General features: G+C 55.1%; 14 protein-coding genes and 2 tRNA genes. 7 read left to right on the top strand and 9 right to left on the bottom strand.

The annotated features are described in order from the left end of the window. Positions 1 to 278: 278 nt before the first annotated feature. On the bottom strand, positions 279 to 770 hold the full coding sequence (gene sulA, locus LZU96_RS13005; protein ID WP_233984697.1) for an SOS-induced cell division inhibitor SulA: 492 nt from the start codon (positions 768 to 770) through the stop codon (positions 279 to 281). Positions 771 to 981: 211 nt separating this feature from the next. Between sulA and LZU96_RS13000 the strand changes: the two genes are divergently transcribed. Continuing rightward, complete coding sequence (locus LZU96_RS13000; RefSeq protein WP_233984696.1) at positions 982 to 1,611, top strand: TfoX/Sxy family DNA transformation protein; 630 nt, start codon at positions 982 to 984, stop codon at positions 1,609 to 1,611. Here the strand turns inward: LZU96_RS13000 and yccS are convergent. Both yccS and LZU96_RS12990 read right to left on the bottom strand, forming a co-directional pair. Further along, entirely contained in the window at positions 1,608 to 3,767 is a 2,160-nt protein-coding gene (gene yccS, locus LZU96_RS12995) for a YccS family putative transporter (protein WP_233984695.1), read from the bottom strand. The genes LZU96_RS13000 and yccS overlap by 4 nt on opposite strands. Then, a complete protein-coding gene (locus tag LZU96_RS12990; RefSeq protein ID WP_233984694.1) occupies positions 3,751 to 4,191 on the bottom strand; it encodes a YccF domain-containing protein in 441 nt (146 codons plus the stop codon). The genes yccS and LZU96_RS12990 overlap by 17 nt, the downstream gene beginning before the upstream one ends. Positions 4,192 to 4,313: 122 nt before the next feature. Here LZU96_RS12990 and helD point away from each other — a divergent pair, with 122 nt between their 5' ends. Further along, entirely contained in the window at positions 4,314 to 6,368 is a 2,055-nt protein-coding gene (helD, locus tag LZU96_RS12985) for a DNA helicase IV (RefSeq protein WP_233984693.1), read from the top strand. A 1-nt stretch (position 6,369) separates the two neighbouring features. Here helD and mgsA read toward each other — a convergent pair whose 3' ends face one another. Both mgsA and LZU96_RS12975 read right to left on the bottom strand, forming a co-directional pair. Beyond that, complete coding sequence (mgsA, locus tag LZU96_RS12980) at positions 6,370 to 6,828, bottom strand: methylglyoxal synthase (protein WP_233984692.1); 459 nt, start codon at positions 6,826 to 6,828, stop codon at positions 6,370 to 6,372. Positions 6,829 to 6,896: 68 nt separating this feature from the next. Continuing rightward, positions 6,897 to 7,538 carry a DUF2057 family protein gene (locus LZU96_RS12975; RefSeq protein WP_233984691.1) on the bottom strand — a complete coding sequence of 214 codons (642 nt, stop codon included), beginning with the start codon at positions 7,536 to 7,538 and terminating at the stop codon, positions 6,897 to 6,899. A 176-nt stretch (positions 7,539 to 7,714) separates the two neighbouring features. Here LZU96_RS12975 and LZU96_RS12970 point away from each other — a divergent pair, with 176 nt between their 5' ends. Further along, the gene (locus LZU96_RS12970; RefSeq protein WP_233984690.1) at positions 7,715 to 8,128 is read left to right on the top strand and encodes a CoA-binding protein; all 414 of its coding nucleotides are present in this window, start codon (positions 7,715 to 7,717) and stop codon (positions 8,126 to 8,128) included. Between the two features lie 36 nt (positions 8,129 to 8,164). On the opposite strand, the gene hspQ is transcribed toward LZU96_RS12970, so the two are convergent. Continuing rightward, complete coding sequence (gene hspQ, locus LZU96_RS12965) at positions 8,165 to 8,482, bottom strand: heat shock protein HspQ (protein ID WP_094120097.1); 318 nt, start codon at positions 8,480 to 8,482, stop codon at positions 8,165 to 8,167. A gap of 59 nt (positions 8,483 to 8,541) precedes the next feature. Further along, positions 8,542 to 9,732 carry a 23S rRNA (cytosine(1962)-C(5))-methyltransferase RlmI gene (gene rlmI / locus LZU96_RS12960; protein ID WP_233984689.1) on the bottom strand — a complete coding sequence of 397 codons (1,191 nt, stop codon included), beginning with the start codon at positions 9,730 to 9,732 and terminating at the stop codon, positions 8,542 to 8,544. A gap of 85 nt (positions 9,733 to 9,817) precedes the next feature. Between rlmI and yccX the strand changes: the two genes are divergently transcribed. Further along, positions 9,818 to 10,096 (top strand): acylphosphatase, encoded by a 279-nt coding sequence (gene yccX / locus LZU96_RS12955; protein WP_233984688.1) that lies wholly within the window; start codon positions 9,818 to 9,820, stop codon positions 10,094 to 10,096. A 13-nt stretch (positions 10,097 to 10,109) separates the two neighbouring features. Here yccX and tusE read toward each other — a convergent pair whose 3' ends face one another. Next, the gene (tusE, locus tag LZU96_RS12950; RefSeq protein WP_233984687.1) at positions 10,110 to 10,436 is read right to left on the bottom strand and encodes a sulfurtransferase TusE; all 327 of its coding nucleotides are present in this window, start codon (positions 10,434 to 10,436) and stop codon (positions 10,110 to 10,112) included. Positions 10,437 to 10,544: 108 nt separating this feature from the next. Then, positions 10,545 to 11,198, bottom strand: coding sequence for an FtsH protease modulator YccA (gene yccA / locus LZU96_RS12945; protein ID WP_031376104.1), 654 nt, complete (start codon positions 11,196 to 11,198; stop codon positions 10,545 to 10,547). A 220-nt stretch (positions 11,199 to 11,418) separates the two neighbouring features. On the opposite strand from yccA, the gene LZU96_RS12940 reads away from it, so the two are divergent. The 3 genes from LZU96_RS12940 (at position 11,419) to agp (ending at position 13,714) form a co-directional block, all read left to right on the top strand. Continuing rightward, positions 11,419 to 11,506 (top strand) — tRNA-Ser (locus tag LZU96_RS12940). Between the two features lie 72 nt (positions 11,507 to 11,578). Beyond that, a tRNA-Ser gene (locus LZU96_RS12935) sits at positions 11,579 to 11,666 on the top strand. Positions 11,667 to 11,938: 272 nt separating this feature from the next. Further along, positions 11,939 to 13,714 (top strand): bifunctional glucose-1-phosphatase/inositol phosphatase, encoded by a 1,776-nt coding sequence (gene agp, locus LZU96_RS12930; RefSeq protein ID WP_233984686.1) that lies wholly within the window; start codon positions 11,939 to 11,941, stop codon positions 13,712 to 13,714. The last annotated feature ends 11 nt before the right edge of the window (positions 13,715 to 13,725 follow it).

Raw genomic sequence — 13,725 nt, 5'->3', positions numbered from 1 at the left:
AAACGCTCGCTTATGACTCTACCGCAAAAAAACGGAGGTTATTGAGCACCCTGGCGAGATAAAGTCTACAACGAGATTGGAAACTTACAAGTATGATGTGAGGCGCTTCTGTAAAAAAACAGAGATTTATACACAAATTCTAACAATTAGCCTGGTGTTATTGTCGTGGCTCAATACCCAAAAAAACTGCTAAACCATTGTCAACGCTCGAACTTACAGAATCAGTGGTTTAGCGACGACAGATAAGAAATAGTTCTTGAGAAACTTCTGATTTTTACTTAATGAAACAAATCCGACTGAATTTTTAGCGCATTTTGTGGTCCGAGAGGCGCTTCTGGTGATCCACTCGACCGTAAAATCAATCCCAGGGCATCACCTTCCGCTGCCGCATTTTCCAGTTGACGTCGCTCATCTTCATCCAGTTCGTACGGAATCCATGCCAAAACGACACTATAATTTCCAGTCCGCAGCGCTTTAATCATCGCCTCAACCGCGTTCAGACGCTCAGAATCAGCAATATGCATGCTTTTATCCAGTGGCAAACCGGATTGCTGCAGCCAGGCGCGATTCAGTTTATGTGCCGGCGTTAACCACAACTGCCAGCGTGATTGCTGACTCAACTGCTGCAGCAGCGGCAACAATAACATCTGCATCATTCCAGGCTGCTCACTATAGCGTAACTCGGTGATCCAGCCACGATGAGAAGCGGGGACAGAAGAGGAAGCGTAATGATGAGCATAGCGTGCATTATTCGGATGTTGTGTTCGCATAAGTTAATCACTCAGCAGTGGGCTGTATGAATATACAGTACTGTCGTTCCGCATAAAGATCAACCCAAATTTCTGAAAACGCCTCGCAAAAACACCACAAGGTTAGCTGAACCGTTAATTATTCATTGAACCTGCAAAGGCTTTTTCCTATCTTCTAATTGCCTGAAAGCAAACGTGATTTCAGATATTTCTATAACATGGAGGTGGTGTGATGAAAAAGGTTAATCCGATTGTCGAACGCTCCCGGGAACGTCTGGCCCCGCTGGGAACCATCGAGTCACGCACCCAGTTTGGCGGCTATGCGCTGGCCGTGGAACGGGTGGTTTTTGCTTTAGTTAACAATGATGCACTCTACCTGCGAGCCAGCGAACCCCTGCGGGAATACATTACGCAGCGTCCGCTGGAGCCACTGGTATTTCGCAAGCGTGGCGTGATGGTCAGCCTGAACTACTATCGGGTTGATGACGCGCTCTGGCAGGAACCGACGCATCTGCTGAGATTATCAGCCGCGTCGCTGGAGACCGCTCAGTTCGATCAGCATCATAAGCAGTCATCCATCCGGTTAAAAGATCTTCCTAACCTCAGCGTACGCCTGGAGATGATGTTGCATGAAGCGGGCATCCTTAACGTACAGCATCTGTATGACATTGGCGCTAAGCAGTGCTGGCTGAGGCTGAAAGCCGTTAACCAGCATGTGGGATTGCAGACGTTGCTGGCGCTTCAGGGGGCGATATCAGGCCATCATTATGCGGCCCTGCCGCTGTCGGTCAGGGCGGAGCTGAATGCCTGGTTTCAGCGCACCGTACTGATGACGCTGAACCCAAAGAGCGGCGGAAGTTAGTGAGAATTTAGCGTGCGGCGCAGGCGGGCCACGTCTGGCATCAGCGCCACCAGCAAGCCGAGTTGCTGTAATACCAGTGGCGCGCGCGTATCCGCATCGGCGGCCAGCTGGCCGATTCGCTGGGTAAGGAGTTGACGCATCTCCTCCGCCTGCTGGTCGCTGACGACGTCCGTTTGCAGCACATCCTCGACATAACAGACGGTGTCATCCAGTAAGGCGAGCAGTTGCGGCTCATCAATTTTATCGCGATGCGCACCCAGCGCAGAGATATAGCTCAGGAATGAGTGATTAGAGCAGAGCAACTGGAAAGCGGACTCACGCATCGTCTGACTGGTGCGGCTTTCGCTGCTCATGTTCGACACCACTGAGGCCAGCTCGGCATCGGCATTATGCGCATCCCGCCGGGCAATACGATAAGCAAGGCGGTTATCTTTGCCCTGATGGTACTGCTCCATAATGGCATCCAGATAGCGGCAGTTGGCCTGTAAGGTCCGTTCTGCCACCGCCGGAAGCTGGCGAAAACGCCAGTCAGGCCAGATAAAGGCGACGGCCAGCCAGGCCAGGCCACAGCCCAGCAGCGTATCGACCACGCGCGGTAATGCCACTTCAAAGCCTTCGCCCAGCAGGTTGAAACAGAGCAGCACCAGCAGGGTGATGAACAGCGTTGCCTGGGCATACTGTACCTGTCTGAAGGCGAAAAACAGTACGCCGCTGATGACAATCAGAATCAGCTGCCCCTCGACAGAAGGGACCAGCCAGAGCACCGGCAGACCAATCGCGATCCCCGCCAGCGTGCCACCAATACGCAACGCCAGCCGCCGTTGTGTCGCATTGTAGTTGGGCTGACAGACGAACAGGCTGGTGAGAAGTATCCAGTAACCCCGTTCCAGGCCGGTGACCTGAATGAAACCGTAACCGATACACAGCACCACTGACATCCGCACCGCATGACGGAACAGCGCGGAGGCGGGGGAAAGGTGGCGACTGAAACGCAGTCTGATATCGCTCCAGCCATTTAATCCCTCGCGCGACAACAGATTATCGCTGTGTTGGGGATCTTCACCCGCCAGCGTCTGTTCTGATTCAACCGAGGCCAGCTGCGCGTCAATGGCCCGCAGGTTGCGCAGTAGCCAGTAAAGCGCACGGGTATGGGTCGCCTCCGGCTCACGCTGCTCCAGCCGTTCTATCGCCTTCTGCAGCCGTTCAAAAGCCCGCTCAAACCGGCTGTCATGAACCCATCTCTCCCGCATCAGGATCGAATGTGCCAGCTGGCGACAGGCCTGGGCCTGCATATTCAGCAGGCGCTGAAACCGGAACAGAATTTCGTTGTAGCGCCAGTCGCCCCGCAGCAGATGATATTGCAGATGGGAGGAGCTGGCCCGTTCGTGGATGTCCTGCGCCACAAAGTAGTAGTGCAGGCTGCGGCGGGTGCCGCGTGAACCGCGATCGCCTCGCAGGCGACTCTGCAGCGTGGTCTTGGTCAGATTGAGCTGCGCCACTAACTGACTGTTAACCATCGCGGCATCGATAAAGGTGGCATCGTCCTGTTCGCCCGCATCCGGATCGAACAGATTTGCTTTGGCATCCAGATAACGCGCCAGGTGGGAAAAACTGCCCGCCAGTTGTTCCTGCACCGGCCGGACCGGAAACATCAGATGACCGAGCAGGGTCAGCAGGTTGTACCAGAGTGCGCCTACCAGCAGCAGCATCGGCTGCATATACCATTGGCTGAACAGTCCAATGCCAAGCATGGTGTAGACCGCAATCAGCAGCGCGCCAAACGCGATGGTGGCGTAACGCTGGCCGAGAGCACCCAGCAGGATGAAGCACCAGGTCGATATCGCCAGCCCGGCCATAAAGGCCAGCGGATAGGGGAACAGAAGTTCAACCGACACCGAAGCGATACAAAAACAGAGCAGGGTGATCAGCAGATTCTTCAAACGCCCGGTGAGCCGATCGTCAAGGTCAGCCAGTGCGGCAGCCACCACGCCCAGTGTCAGAGGGATGGTCCACTCAATCTGCTGCAGCCACCAGGGAATGGCCGCACACCCGCCGAGCGCAAACAGAATGCGCAGCAGGTAGCGCCAGGTACTATTAAACAGATACTGCCGCCAGCCGGGCAGGTTCTTCGACATCATACTAATAGCGACGGGCATTGGCTTCGCGCGCGGCGCGCGCCTCTTCTACGGAGACCACGCGGCGTCCCACCGGCCACAGGGCAATGGCGGCAATTTTGAAGTTGGCGATACCCACCGGAATGCCGATGATGCTGATGCACTGCACAATGCCGATCGAAATATGAGACAGGCAGAGCCACCAGCCGAAGAAGATCAGCCAGAAGATATTCAGCAGGGTTCCGCCGGTGTTCATGATGTGGCTTTTACTCTCCGGGCGCAGGACATCAACGTGTACCGCCTCATTACCAAAGGGTAACAGTGACAATCGGGTAATCTCCCAGCAGGAGCGGGTCAGCGGCAGGGTAAAGACCAGCACAATGCTGATTAAGGTGGCAAACAGCCAGCTCAGAGTGGTGAAAAAGCCACCCAGAACAAAATTAAGGACGTTTAATACGGTGCGCATGACATTTTTTCCTTTTGCATTCCGCAAGATGTGACGCCAAGTTTAGCCTGTTTTAAGGCTGGAGCGCTAAGGGTCTGACAGGTAAACTCCCCCTAATCCTATTCTCTGACGTTGGTGTCGGCGTGGAACTGAAAGCAACCTCCATGGGCAAACGGCTTGCCCAGCATCCTTATAATCGGGTCCGTCTGATGGCGGCTGGCGTGGAAGTTAGTGGCGATAAGCATGAGTATCTGATCCCCTTCAATCAATTGCTGGATATTACCTGTAAGCGCGGGCTGGTGTGGGGAGAGCTGGAATTTTTGCTGGCGGATGAAAAAGTGGTCCGGCTGCATGGGACAGAATGGCAGGAAACGCAGCGTTTTCACCACTATCTGTTGCAATCCTGGCAGCAGTGGAGCCTGGAGATGAGTGAGGTGTGTCGCGAGGTGTTACAGGCGCTGCGCAGCGATATTGAAACGTTCACTACTCAGGATCGCTGGTTAAACCGTGGCGAACTGCTGGCGCTGAAAGCGAAGATCGTGAAACAGTTTGATGCCTTACCCTTGCCACTCACCCGACTCGGCGAGTTTGCGCAGTGTCGCGATGACTGGGAATGTTGTCAGCGCTGGCTGGAGCAGGGCGAAACGGCGCTGCAACAGCGCAATCGTGACTGGACCGCCGACATCCTGACGCGCTATCACGACTTCTTTGCCCGCGTGGAAAGCACACCACTCAATACCTCGCAGTGCGAAGCCGTGGTAAATGGCGAAGCCTCACTGCTGGTACTGGCCGGTGCCGGAAGCGGTAAAACCTCGGTGCTGGTAGCGCGGGCAGGCTGGCTGATGCAGCGTAAGCTGGCCAGCGCCGATCAAATCCTGCTGCTGGCGTTTGGCCGGCAGGCGGCAGAAGAGATGAACCATCGCATCCAGTCGCGACTGGGTGCCAGCGATATTCAGGCGCGAACCTTTCACTCGCTGGCCCTGCACATTATTCGTGAAGGCAGTAATAAGCAGCCGGCGATCAGCAAGCTGGAGAGTGACCCGCAAGCCCGCCGCGAATTACTGATCCACCACTGGCGTCAGCAGTGCAGCGAAAAAAAAGCCCAGGCGAACGGCTGGCGGCAGTGGCTGCGTGAGGAGCTGGAATGGGATCTGCCGGAAGGTGCTTTCTGGCAGGATGACAAACTGGCTAACCGACTGGCCACCCGGCTGGAGCGCTGGCTGAGTCTGATGCGGATGCACGGCGGCGCGCAGGCAGCGATGATCGACGACGTGCCTGACGAGATCCGTGAGCTGTTCAGTAAGCGTATTAAACTGATGGCTCCGCTGCTGAAAGCCTGGAAGAGCGCGCTGAAAGAGGAAGGGGCGGTCGATTTCTCCGGCCTGATTCATCAGGCGATTGCGATTCTGGATAAGGGCCGGTTCATCAGCCCGTGGAAGCATATTCTGGTCGATGAATTTCAGGATATCTCGCCGCAGCGGGCAGCACTGCTTACTGCGTTACGTCAGCAGAATAAGCGCACCTCGCTGTTCGCGGTTGGGGATGACTGGCAGGCGATCTACCGCTTTAGCGGTGCAGAGATGACGCTGACCACGGCGTTTCATCACTATTTCGGCGAAGGCGATCGCTGCGTGCTCGATACCACCTACCGCTTTAACGATCGCATTGGTGATATCGCCAATCGTTTTGTGCAGCAAAACCCACAGCAGTTACGTAAACCGCTCAACAGCCTGACCAAAGGCAATAAAAAATCGATTTCGCTGCTGCCGCAGGATCAGCTTGAGGGACTCCTCAACAAGCTTAGCGGCTACGCGAAACCGGAGGAGCGCATATTGCTGCTGGCGCGTTACCACTATCTGCGTCCTGAACTGATGGAGAAGGCAAAGACCCGCTGGCCAAAGCTCAATCTGGATTTTATGACAATTCATGCCAGTAAAGGACAGCAGGCGGATTATGTCATTTTGCTCGGCTTACAGCAGGGCAAAGAGGGTTTTCCCGCCGAGGCGCGCGAATCGATCATTGAACAGGGTCTGTTACCGCAGCCGGAAGCCTTTCCCGACGCAGAAGAGCGACGTCTGGCCTATGTGGCGCTGACGCGAGCGCGTCAGCAGGTATGGCTGATGTTCGATAAAGCGCAGCCGTCGGTATTCGTCGCGCAGTTCCGCGAACTCGGTGTCCCGGTGCTGCGCAAAGCCTGAGTTATTTCAGCCGTTCTGCCATATAGCGCGCGTAGTCGGGGATCAGAATGTCGACCTCGCGGGCAAACAGCGGAGACTGGATAATAAAGTCGGCGGTTGAACGGTTGGTGGCGACCGGGATGTTCCACACGGTCGCCAGACGCAGCAGCGCTTTCACGTCCGGATCGTGCGGCACCGCATTCAGCGGGTCCCAGAAGAACATCAGCGCATCAATTTTGCCTTCGGAGATCATCGCGCCAACCTGCTGGTCGCCGCCCATCGGGCCGCTCAGCATGGCGTTTACGGTTAATCCGGTATGGCGATTGATCAGTGTACCGGTGGTGCCGGTGGCGTAAAGCGTGTGCGGTTCAAGGGCTGGCTGGTTTTGTTTAACCCAGTCGAGTAAAGCGGCTTTGCAATGGTCGTGAGCAACCAGTGCGATATGTTTTTTTATGCCGAGGGTACGAACGGTCTGTTCCATAAAGGCTTCCTGATAAGCGCATGCGCCAGAATCGATGGCATGAGTTTACCCCTGGCCTTTCCTTTCTATCAACTTGTCCGTAACATTTTGACCAGCGTCATAAATTGCTGACGGGTTGCTTCATCAAAGCGCTGAAACCAGCGATGCAGTGAAGGCATCTCCGCCTGAGTCGTCCAGGCAAGATCGGCGGTTAACCGGGCGGAAGAGGGAGCTACATTCACTGACCGGGCAAACTGCGGCACGGAAGCGATTTGTCCGGTACGATTATAATTTAGCATCGCTTTTTCCATATCCGCGCTAGCGCTGGCCGGCAGATGGTCACGCATACTGGTAATCTCTTTGCCGCGCTCATCCACCAACTGGAAATTCAGGCTGCGATCAAAATGGACCCGATCACGTTGGGTTTCCAGCGACGGCAGCTTAATGGTGATGGTTTTGGCCACCGCGTTGAAAGTGACGATCATCGGCACGGACTGGTAGCGTTGAACCCTATCCGGTCGATCGTTGCGCAATTTTTCAACCCGGAATACGAACTGATGCTGGCCGCGATCCAGCTCTAAGCTGTCGGCACCTTTGAGGAGCGAGCCCGAAATTTTCCGGCCATCCAGCACTAACAGATCAATCTGCGGATCGAGCTTTAGGGTGATGGCAGAACAGGACGCCGAGACGAGGAGTGCTAATAACCCCGTGACGGCCAGCGACAGCTTCATTTCAACTCCAGTACCAAAGGGCGCAAGGGAAGGTGTGTAGCAAATTCTTACATTATGGCAGTTAATTTACATTTAAACATATTTATTCGTGCGCCGGTTCAATTAATTTCGCTGGCTGGATACCCGTTAACCGCTCTGCCAATCTACACTCAACGCTGGCCTGAAAGGAGAAAAGCATGAACGATCAGACAATTCGCGAGGTGCTGACACGCACCCGGCGCATCGCCTTAGTTGGCGCAAGCGATCGCCCGGAACGCCCGAGTTATGGGGTGATGAAGTATCTACTTGATCAGGGTTACGAGGTGATTCCGGTCAGCCCGAAACTGGCGGGCAAAACCCTACTGGGACAGCAGGCTTACGCCAGCCTGGCCGAAGTACCCGGCAAAATCGATATGGTGGATGTGTTTCGCAATTCGGAAGCGGCCTGGGGCGTTGCGCAGGAAGCGATTGCTGCAGGTGCGAAGACGCTGTGGTTACAGCTGGGGGTGATTAACGAGCAGGCCGCCGTGCTGGCGCAGGATGCGGGCATTACGGTGATCATGGATCGCTGCCCGAAGATTGAAATCCCGCGTCTGGGGTTAACGCGGTAGCAAAACAGGCGTGGCGGCCAACCGTGCCGCCACAGATTAATGTCGCAAATGAGGGGATTGCAATTGCTGACGCACTGACGCAGCCAGTTCATCCATTGACGGCTGTTCCGGATGCTCAACGCTGGTTTCACCGGCAAGCTGAATCTCAGCAACATAGGTATGCACCTGATCGCCTTCCTCATCTTCCATCACCACATGATACCAGGGCGCGCTGCGCAACTTCTCTTCTGCGCCAACTTCCTCAATTTTAGGCTCATCTAACGAGTATTCGGGATCGACATCGACGATAACGCCCAGCACACCAGACAAACGATGACGAACCTGCTGACCAATACCAAATTTACTGGCAATCATAGTGACCTCCGAAAAGAATGCTCTCTATCCAATATGGGGTCGGGAGCAGATTTTTCAAGTCACATGATCCGGCAGGCGAAGCCTTTCAGATAGAGTCCTTCCGGATAGCTGGCGATCACCGGATGATCGGCTGCCTGGCGGAACTGCTCGATGAACTGTACCTCGTGTCCGGCATCCAGCGCGGCATCGGCAATGATCTTCTGGAACAGATCGGTTGCCATCAGACCGGAACAGGAGAATGTCATCAGGATGCCGCCAGGATTAAGCAACTGGATCGCCAGCATATTAATGTCCTTGTAACCGCGGCAGGCGCCCATCAGCTGATTCTTGTTCTCCACGAACTTTGGCGGGTCCATGATGATCAGATCAAATTTTTCACCGGCGTCACGATAACGACGCAGCAGCTTAAATACGTCATCACGTTCAAACCGCGCGCGCGACACATCCAGCTGGTTAAGCTCAACGTTCTGACGTGCCACATCCAGCGCATCCTGTGAGGTATCCACGCTGATCACCTCTTTACAGCCACCCATTAGCGCAGAGACCGCAAATCCGCCGGTATAGGAGAAGCAGTTGAGCACGCGGGCGTCCTGTGCGTAGCGGCGCGTCGCCAGGCGGCTGTCGCGCTGATCGAGGTAATAGCCAGTTTTATGGCCGCCCTGGATATCCACCAGCAGCTTCATGCCATGCTCAGTAATCGGCAGCAGCGGCGGCGGGATTTCACCGGTAACGGTGCCCTGCGCCAGCTCCAGTCCCTCTTTCTTGCGCACCGCAACGTCAGAGCGGTCATAAATGGCGCAGCCAGGGAAGCACTGCTGTAGCGCCGAGATAATGGCCGGACGCTGATATTCGGCACCGGCAGACAGCAGCTGCATCACCAGAAAGTTGCCAAAACGATCGATGGTGACGCCAGGTAATCCATCTGATTCACCTGCAATCAATCGATAGCTGTCCAGACCATCGCGAACCGCCAGCCATTCACGCCACTGCAGCGCCTGTTCAAAACGGCGGACAAAAAAGGCGATGTCGATGGATTCATCAGCTTGCCAGCTCCAGACGCGGGCGCGAATCTGCGACTGGGGTGACCAGGCGGCGCGGGCCAGCCATTTTCCGTTACTGTCGCAAACATCAATGGTTTCGCCCAGCTGTGCTTTGCCTTCCATGCGGGCAACCGCACCGGAAAAGACCCAGGGATGGCGACGGAGCAGGGACTTTTCACGTCCCTTTGCGAGAATCAATCTGACTGTCATAGTTTGCTATGCTTACCTGAAAAAATGAGGCGCCATTGTCCGGTGGATAACGGGAAAATGCAACGAACAGCAGCAGGAGTAACTTATGACAGCAACCTGTGTCAAAGCGTGGGTGCACGGTCGCGTACAGGGCGTCGGTTTCCGCTACAGCACCCAGGCCGAAGCAAAAACGCTCGGCCTGCAGGGGCATGCGCGTAATCTGGAGGATGGCAGCGTTGAGGTACTGGCCTGCGGTGAGCCTGAACAGGTGGATGCGTTAATCAACTGGCTGAAAGCAGGCGGACCGCGCAGCGCCCGGGTCGATAAGGTGCTGGTGGAGCCGCACCATCCCGCTCAGCCGCCGCGCAGTTTCACCACCGGCTAACGGCAGTTCCCGGCTATAAGCATTTGGCCGGTTTTGGCAGACCGGCGATTTTGGTCGCCTGTTTGGCTGGACCTTCAGGAAACAGACGAAACAGATAGCGGCTGTTGCCTTTCTCTTCGCCATATTTCTGTGCCATTGCCTTGACCAGCATTCGCACCGCTGGCGAGGTGTTGTATTCGAGATAAAATGCGCGCACGAAATGCACCACTTCCCAGTGGGCGTCGGTCATCTGGATACCTTCCTGCTCAGCGATATGGGCAGCCAGCGCCTCACTCCAGTCATCGCGATGCTTCAGATAGCCTTCGGCATCGACGGCGATTTCGTTACCGTTAAAATTCACGTTGGGTTCTCCTGAACAATGTCGGCGCAGTTTACCAAATTCGCCCGACAGGAAAAGCAAAAACCCCGCCGAAGCGGGGTTTGTCTGGGTATCAGCGGCGACAGCCAGTTAGTTACTGCGCGAGAAGCCGAGGATGCTCAGCAGGCTGATGAAGATGTTGTACAGCGAAACGTAGAGGCTGACCGTGGCGCGGATATAGTTAGTTTCGCCGCCGTGAATGATATTGCTGGTTTCCCACAAAATCGCTCCGGCTGAGAACAGGATAAACAGCGCACTGATCGCCAGATGCAGCGCCGGCAGTTGCAGGAACAGGTTAGCGATCACCGCCACCAGCAGCACCACAAAGCCTGCCATCATCATCCCGCCGAGGAACGACATATCACGGCGGGTGGTCAGCACATAGGCCGAGCAGCAGAAGAACACCAGTGCAGTGCCGCCCAGCGCCAGCGCGATCACATCACCCATGCCAGCGGTCAGGAACGAACTGAGGATCGGCCCAAGGCAATACCCCAGGAAGCCGGTAAAGGCGAAAGCGGCAAGAATACCCATCGGGCTATTAGCCAGACGGTAGGTCAGGAACATCAGACCATAGAAGCCGACCAGCATCAGGATCAGTCCCGGCGCAGGCAGGGCCAGCAGCGTGCTGGCGGTAGCGGTCACCGCCGAGAAGGCGAGCGTCAGGCCGAGCAGAAAATAGGTATTACGCAGAACTTTATGTGTCGTCAGCAGTGACGACTGCGATGAAGTGACAATTCTTTCCATGTTGCGCTCCTTTTAGCAGAACACCAGATATGCGCTGAGAATACGCAGGGCCATAATGAGGGAAAAGGCGTTTTACCCTTCTTTACGCGTCATTCCGCTAATTCTTTGAGCAGAGTGGTGATTTTGACATCGAAAAATCACAATTTGACTGTTTTTCAGGCGAATGGATTGATCGATGCTTTACATCGCCAAACGGGATGTTTATAGTGCGCGTCATTGCGGAGGGGTGGCCGAGCGGCTTAAGGCAGCGGTCTTGAAAACCGCCGATGGGAAACCATCCGAGAGTTCGAATCTCTCCTCCTCCGCCACTTTATCTGCTCAGGCGATAAAGCGGCAAAATGTCTGATGATGATTTTGCTTATGCAGTAATGTTACAAAACGGAGGGGTGGCCGAGCGGCTTAAGGCAGCGGTCTTGAAAACCGCCGATGGGAAACCATCCGAGAGTTCGAATCTCTCCTCCTCCGCCACATTTTACAGAACAGGCCAGCACAGCGTGCTGGCCTGTTCTGTTTCTGCGATCCGCCTTCCGCATTTCCGAAATTCTCCCGTTTAGCTTTCCGAACAGGGCGGCAGCGTTCATCTGCCCGGTGCATCTCTGCTATAGTCCACTCACTGTTTTTGTAAACATCTGGCGATTTTCCTGGATGAGCTGGGTTACACTGTTTAGCACTTCGCTCTGAGGCGAGCTAATCGGTTGATAGCCAGAGTGTTTCTCTACTGAATGAATGGAATAGGCACAATGATCAAGAAACTGAGTCTTTGCGCATTATCAGTGCTGGCCGCATTACCCGTCGCAACGGTGGCCTTCGCCGCTGATGGCGATATGCAGCTGCAACAGGTGCTGATGGTAAGTCGACATAATCTGCGCGCGCCGCTGGCGGATAATGGCAGCGTGCTGGAGCAGTCGACCAAAAAAAGCTGGCCGCAGTGGGATGTGCCCGGTGGACAGCTGACCACCAAAGGTGGCGTGCTGGAAATCTATATGGGTAACTACACCCGTCAATGGCTGGCACAGCAGGGTCTGGTGCAGAATGGCAGCTGTCCTGACAGCAATAACGTCTTCGTTTACGCCAATAGCCTGCAACGGACCGTCGCGACCGCCCAGTTCTTTGTCAATGGTGCCTTCCCTGGCTGTGACGTCGCCGTCACCCATCAGGATGCGATGGGAACCATGGATCCGATCTTTAATCCGGTGATCACCGATGGCAGCGAGGCTTTTAACAAGCAGGCCCTGGCTGATATGGCCGCAGCCAATGAAAAGCTGTCGCTGAAGCCTGCTTTCCAGCGGCTGGAAAAGATCGTCGATTACAAGTCTTCACCCGCCTGTAATAACAAAAAGCAGTGCGATCTCAGCAGTGGTCAGAACAGCTTCAGTGCTGAAAATGGCAAAGAACCTAACGTCAGCGGCCCGTTAAAAGTGGGTAACTCGCTGATGGACGCCTTTACGCTGCAATATTATCAAGGTTTCCCGCTGGATCAGGTTGCGTGGGGCCAGATCAAAACGCCTGAGCAGTGGAAAGAGCTGTCGGCGATTAAAAATGGTTATCAGGATACGCTGTTCACCAGCCCGACCATCGCCCGTGAAGTGGCGGCACCGCTGGTGGATTACATCCGTAGCCAGTTAGTCGATCAGGATAAGGCCAATGCGCCAAAAGTGACCCTGATGGTGGGCCACGATTCAAACATCGCCTCCTTACTGAGCGCGTTGCAGGTTAAGCCGTATGAGCTGCCCGATACCTATGAAAAAACGCCGATTGGCGGTCAGGTGGTATTTGAGCGCTGGCACGATGCTAAAAATGATAAAGATCTGCTGAAAGTTGAGTATGTCTACCAGAGCGCCGATCAGCTGCGTGATGCCGATGTGCTGAGCCTGAAAAATCCGCCGAAGCGCGTCACTCTGCAACTGACCGGTTGTCAGGCCGATGCTAATGGCTATTGCAGCTGGGATCAGTTCTCGCAAGTGCTGAATGCTGCCCTGCAGGGTACGCCAATGCAGCCTGCAGCCGCGCCAAAACCGGCCGCGGCTCAGCCTGATAGCGATGCGGCACCGGCCACTGGCGATGCGGCTAACAACCCGACTGACAAGCCGGCTGACAAAGCGAAGGCCGACAATGCCGCGGCGGATAAAGCCAAAGCAGAGAAAGCGGAAGCGGATAAAGCCGCGGCTGACAAAGCGAAGACAGAAAAAGCTGACGCAGAGAAAGCCAAAGCAGAGAAAGCGGAAGCCGATAAAGCGGCGGCAGAAAAGGCCAAAGCAGAGAAAGCGGAAGCTGACAAAGCAGCGGCAGAAAAGGCCAAAGCAGAGAAAGCGGAAGCCGACAAAGCGGCAGCAGAAAAAGCTAAAGCCGACAAGGCAGCAGCGGACAAAGCGGCGGCAGAAAATGCCAAAGCAGAGAAAGCAGACGCTGAGAAAGCCGCGGCTGAAAAAGCTAAAGCCGATAACGCAGCAGCCAGTCAGTCCGTCAGCAGCGCGCAAAACGACGGTGAAAAATCTGTGGCAACAGCCGCACAGTAACCCTTTCTGCC

The sequence above is a fragment of the Pantoea agglomerans genome (assembly GCF_021397715.1).
Lineage (GTDB): Bacteria > Pseudomonadota > Gammaproteobacteria > Enterobacterales > Enterobacteriaceae > Pantoea > Pantoea astica.
The sequence above is the reverse complement of the archived record's forward strand: the minus strand, read 5'-3'. Positions and strand labels throughout refer to the sequence as shown.

Bases quoted from the DNA above. Each gene is read 5' to 3' on its own strand.
- sulA (WP_233984697.1), bottom strand. From the start codon at position 770: ATGCGAACACAACATCCGAATAATGCACGCTATGCTCATCATTACGCT.
- LZU96_RS13000 (WP_233984696.1), top strand. From the start codon at position 982: ATGAAAAAGGTTAATCCGATTGTCGAACGCTCCCGGGAACGTCTGGCC.
- yccS (WP_233984695.1), bottom strand. From the start codon at position 3,767: ATGCCCGTCGCTATTAGTATGATGTCGAAGAACCTGCCCGGCTGGCGG.
- LZU96_RS12990 (WP_233984694.1), bottom strand. From the start codon at position 4,191: ATGCGCACCGTATTAAACGTCCTTAATTTTGTTCTGGGTGGCTTTTTC.
- mgsA (WP_233984692.1), bottom strand. From the start codon at position 6,828: ATGGAACAGACCGTTCGTACCCTCGGCATAAAAAAACATATCGCACTG.
- LZU96_RS12975 (WP_233984691.1), bottom strand. From the start codon at position 7,538: ATGAAGCTGTCGCTGGCCGTCACGGGGTTATTAGCACTCCTCGTCTCG.
- LZU96_RS12970 (WP_233984690.1), top strand. From the start codon at position 7,715: ATGAACGATCAGACAATTCGCGAGGTGCTGACACGCACCCGGCGCATC.
- hspQ (WP_094120097.1), bottom strand. From the start codon at position 8,482: ATGATTGCCAGTAAATTTGGTATTGGTCAGCAGGTTCGTCATCGTTTG.
- rlmI (WP_233984689.1), bottom strand. From the start codon at position 9,732: ATGACAGTCAGATTGATTCTCGCAAAGGGACGTGAAAAGTCCCTGCTC.
- yccX (WP_233984688.1), top strand. From the start codon at position 9,818: ATGACAGCAACCTGTGTCAAAGCGTGGGTGCACGGTCGCGTACAGGGC.
- yccA (WP_031376104.1), bottom strand. From the start codon at position 11,198: ATGGAAAGAATTGTCACTTCATCGCAGTCGTCACTGCTGACGACACAT.
- agp (WP_233984686.1), top strand. From the start codon at position 11,939: ATGATCAAGAAACTGAGTCTTTGCGCATTATCAGTGCTGGCCGCATTA.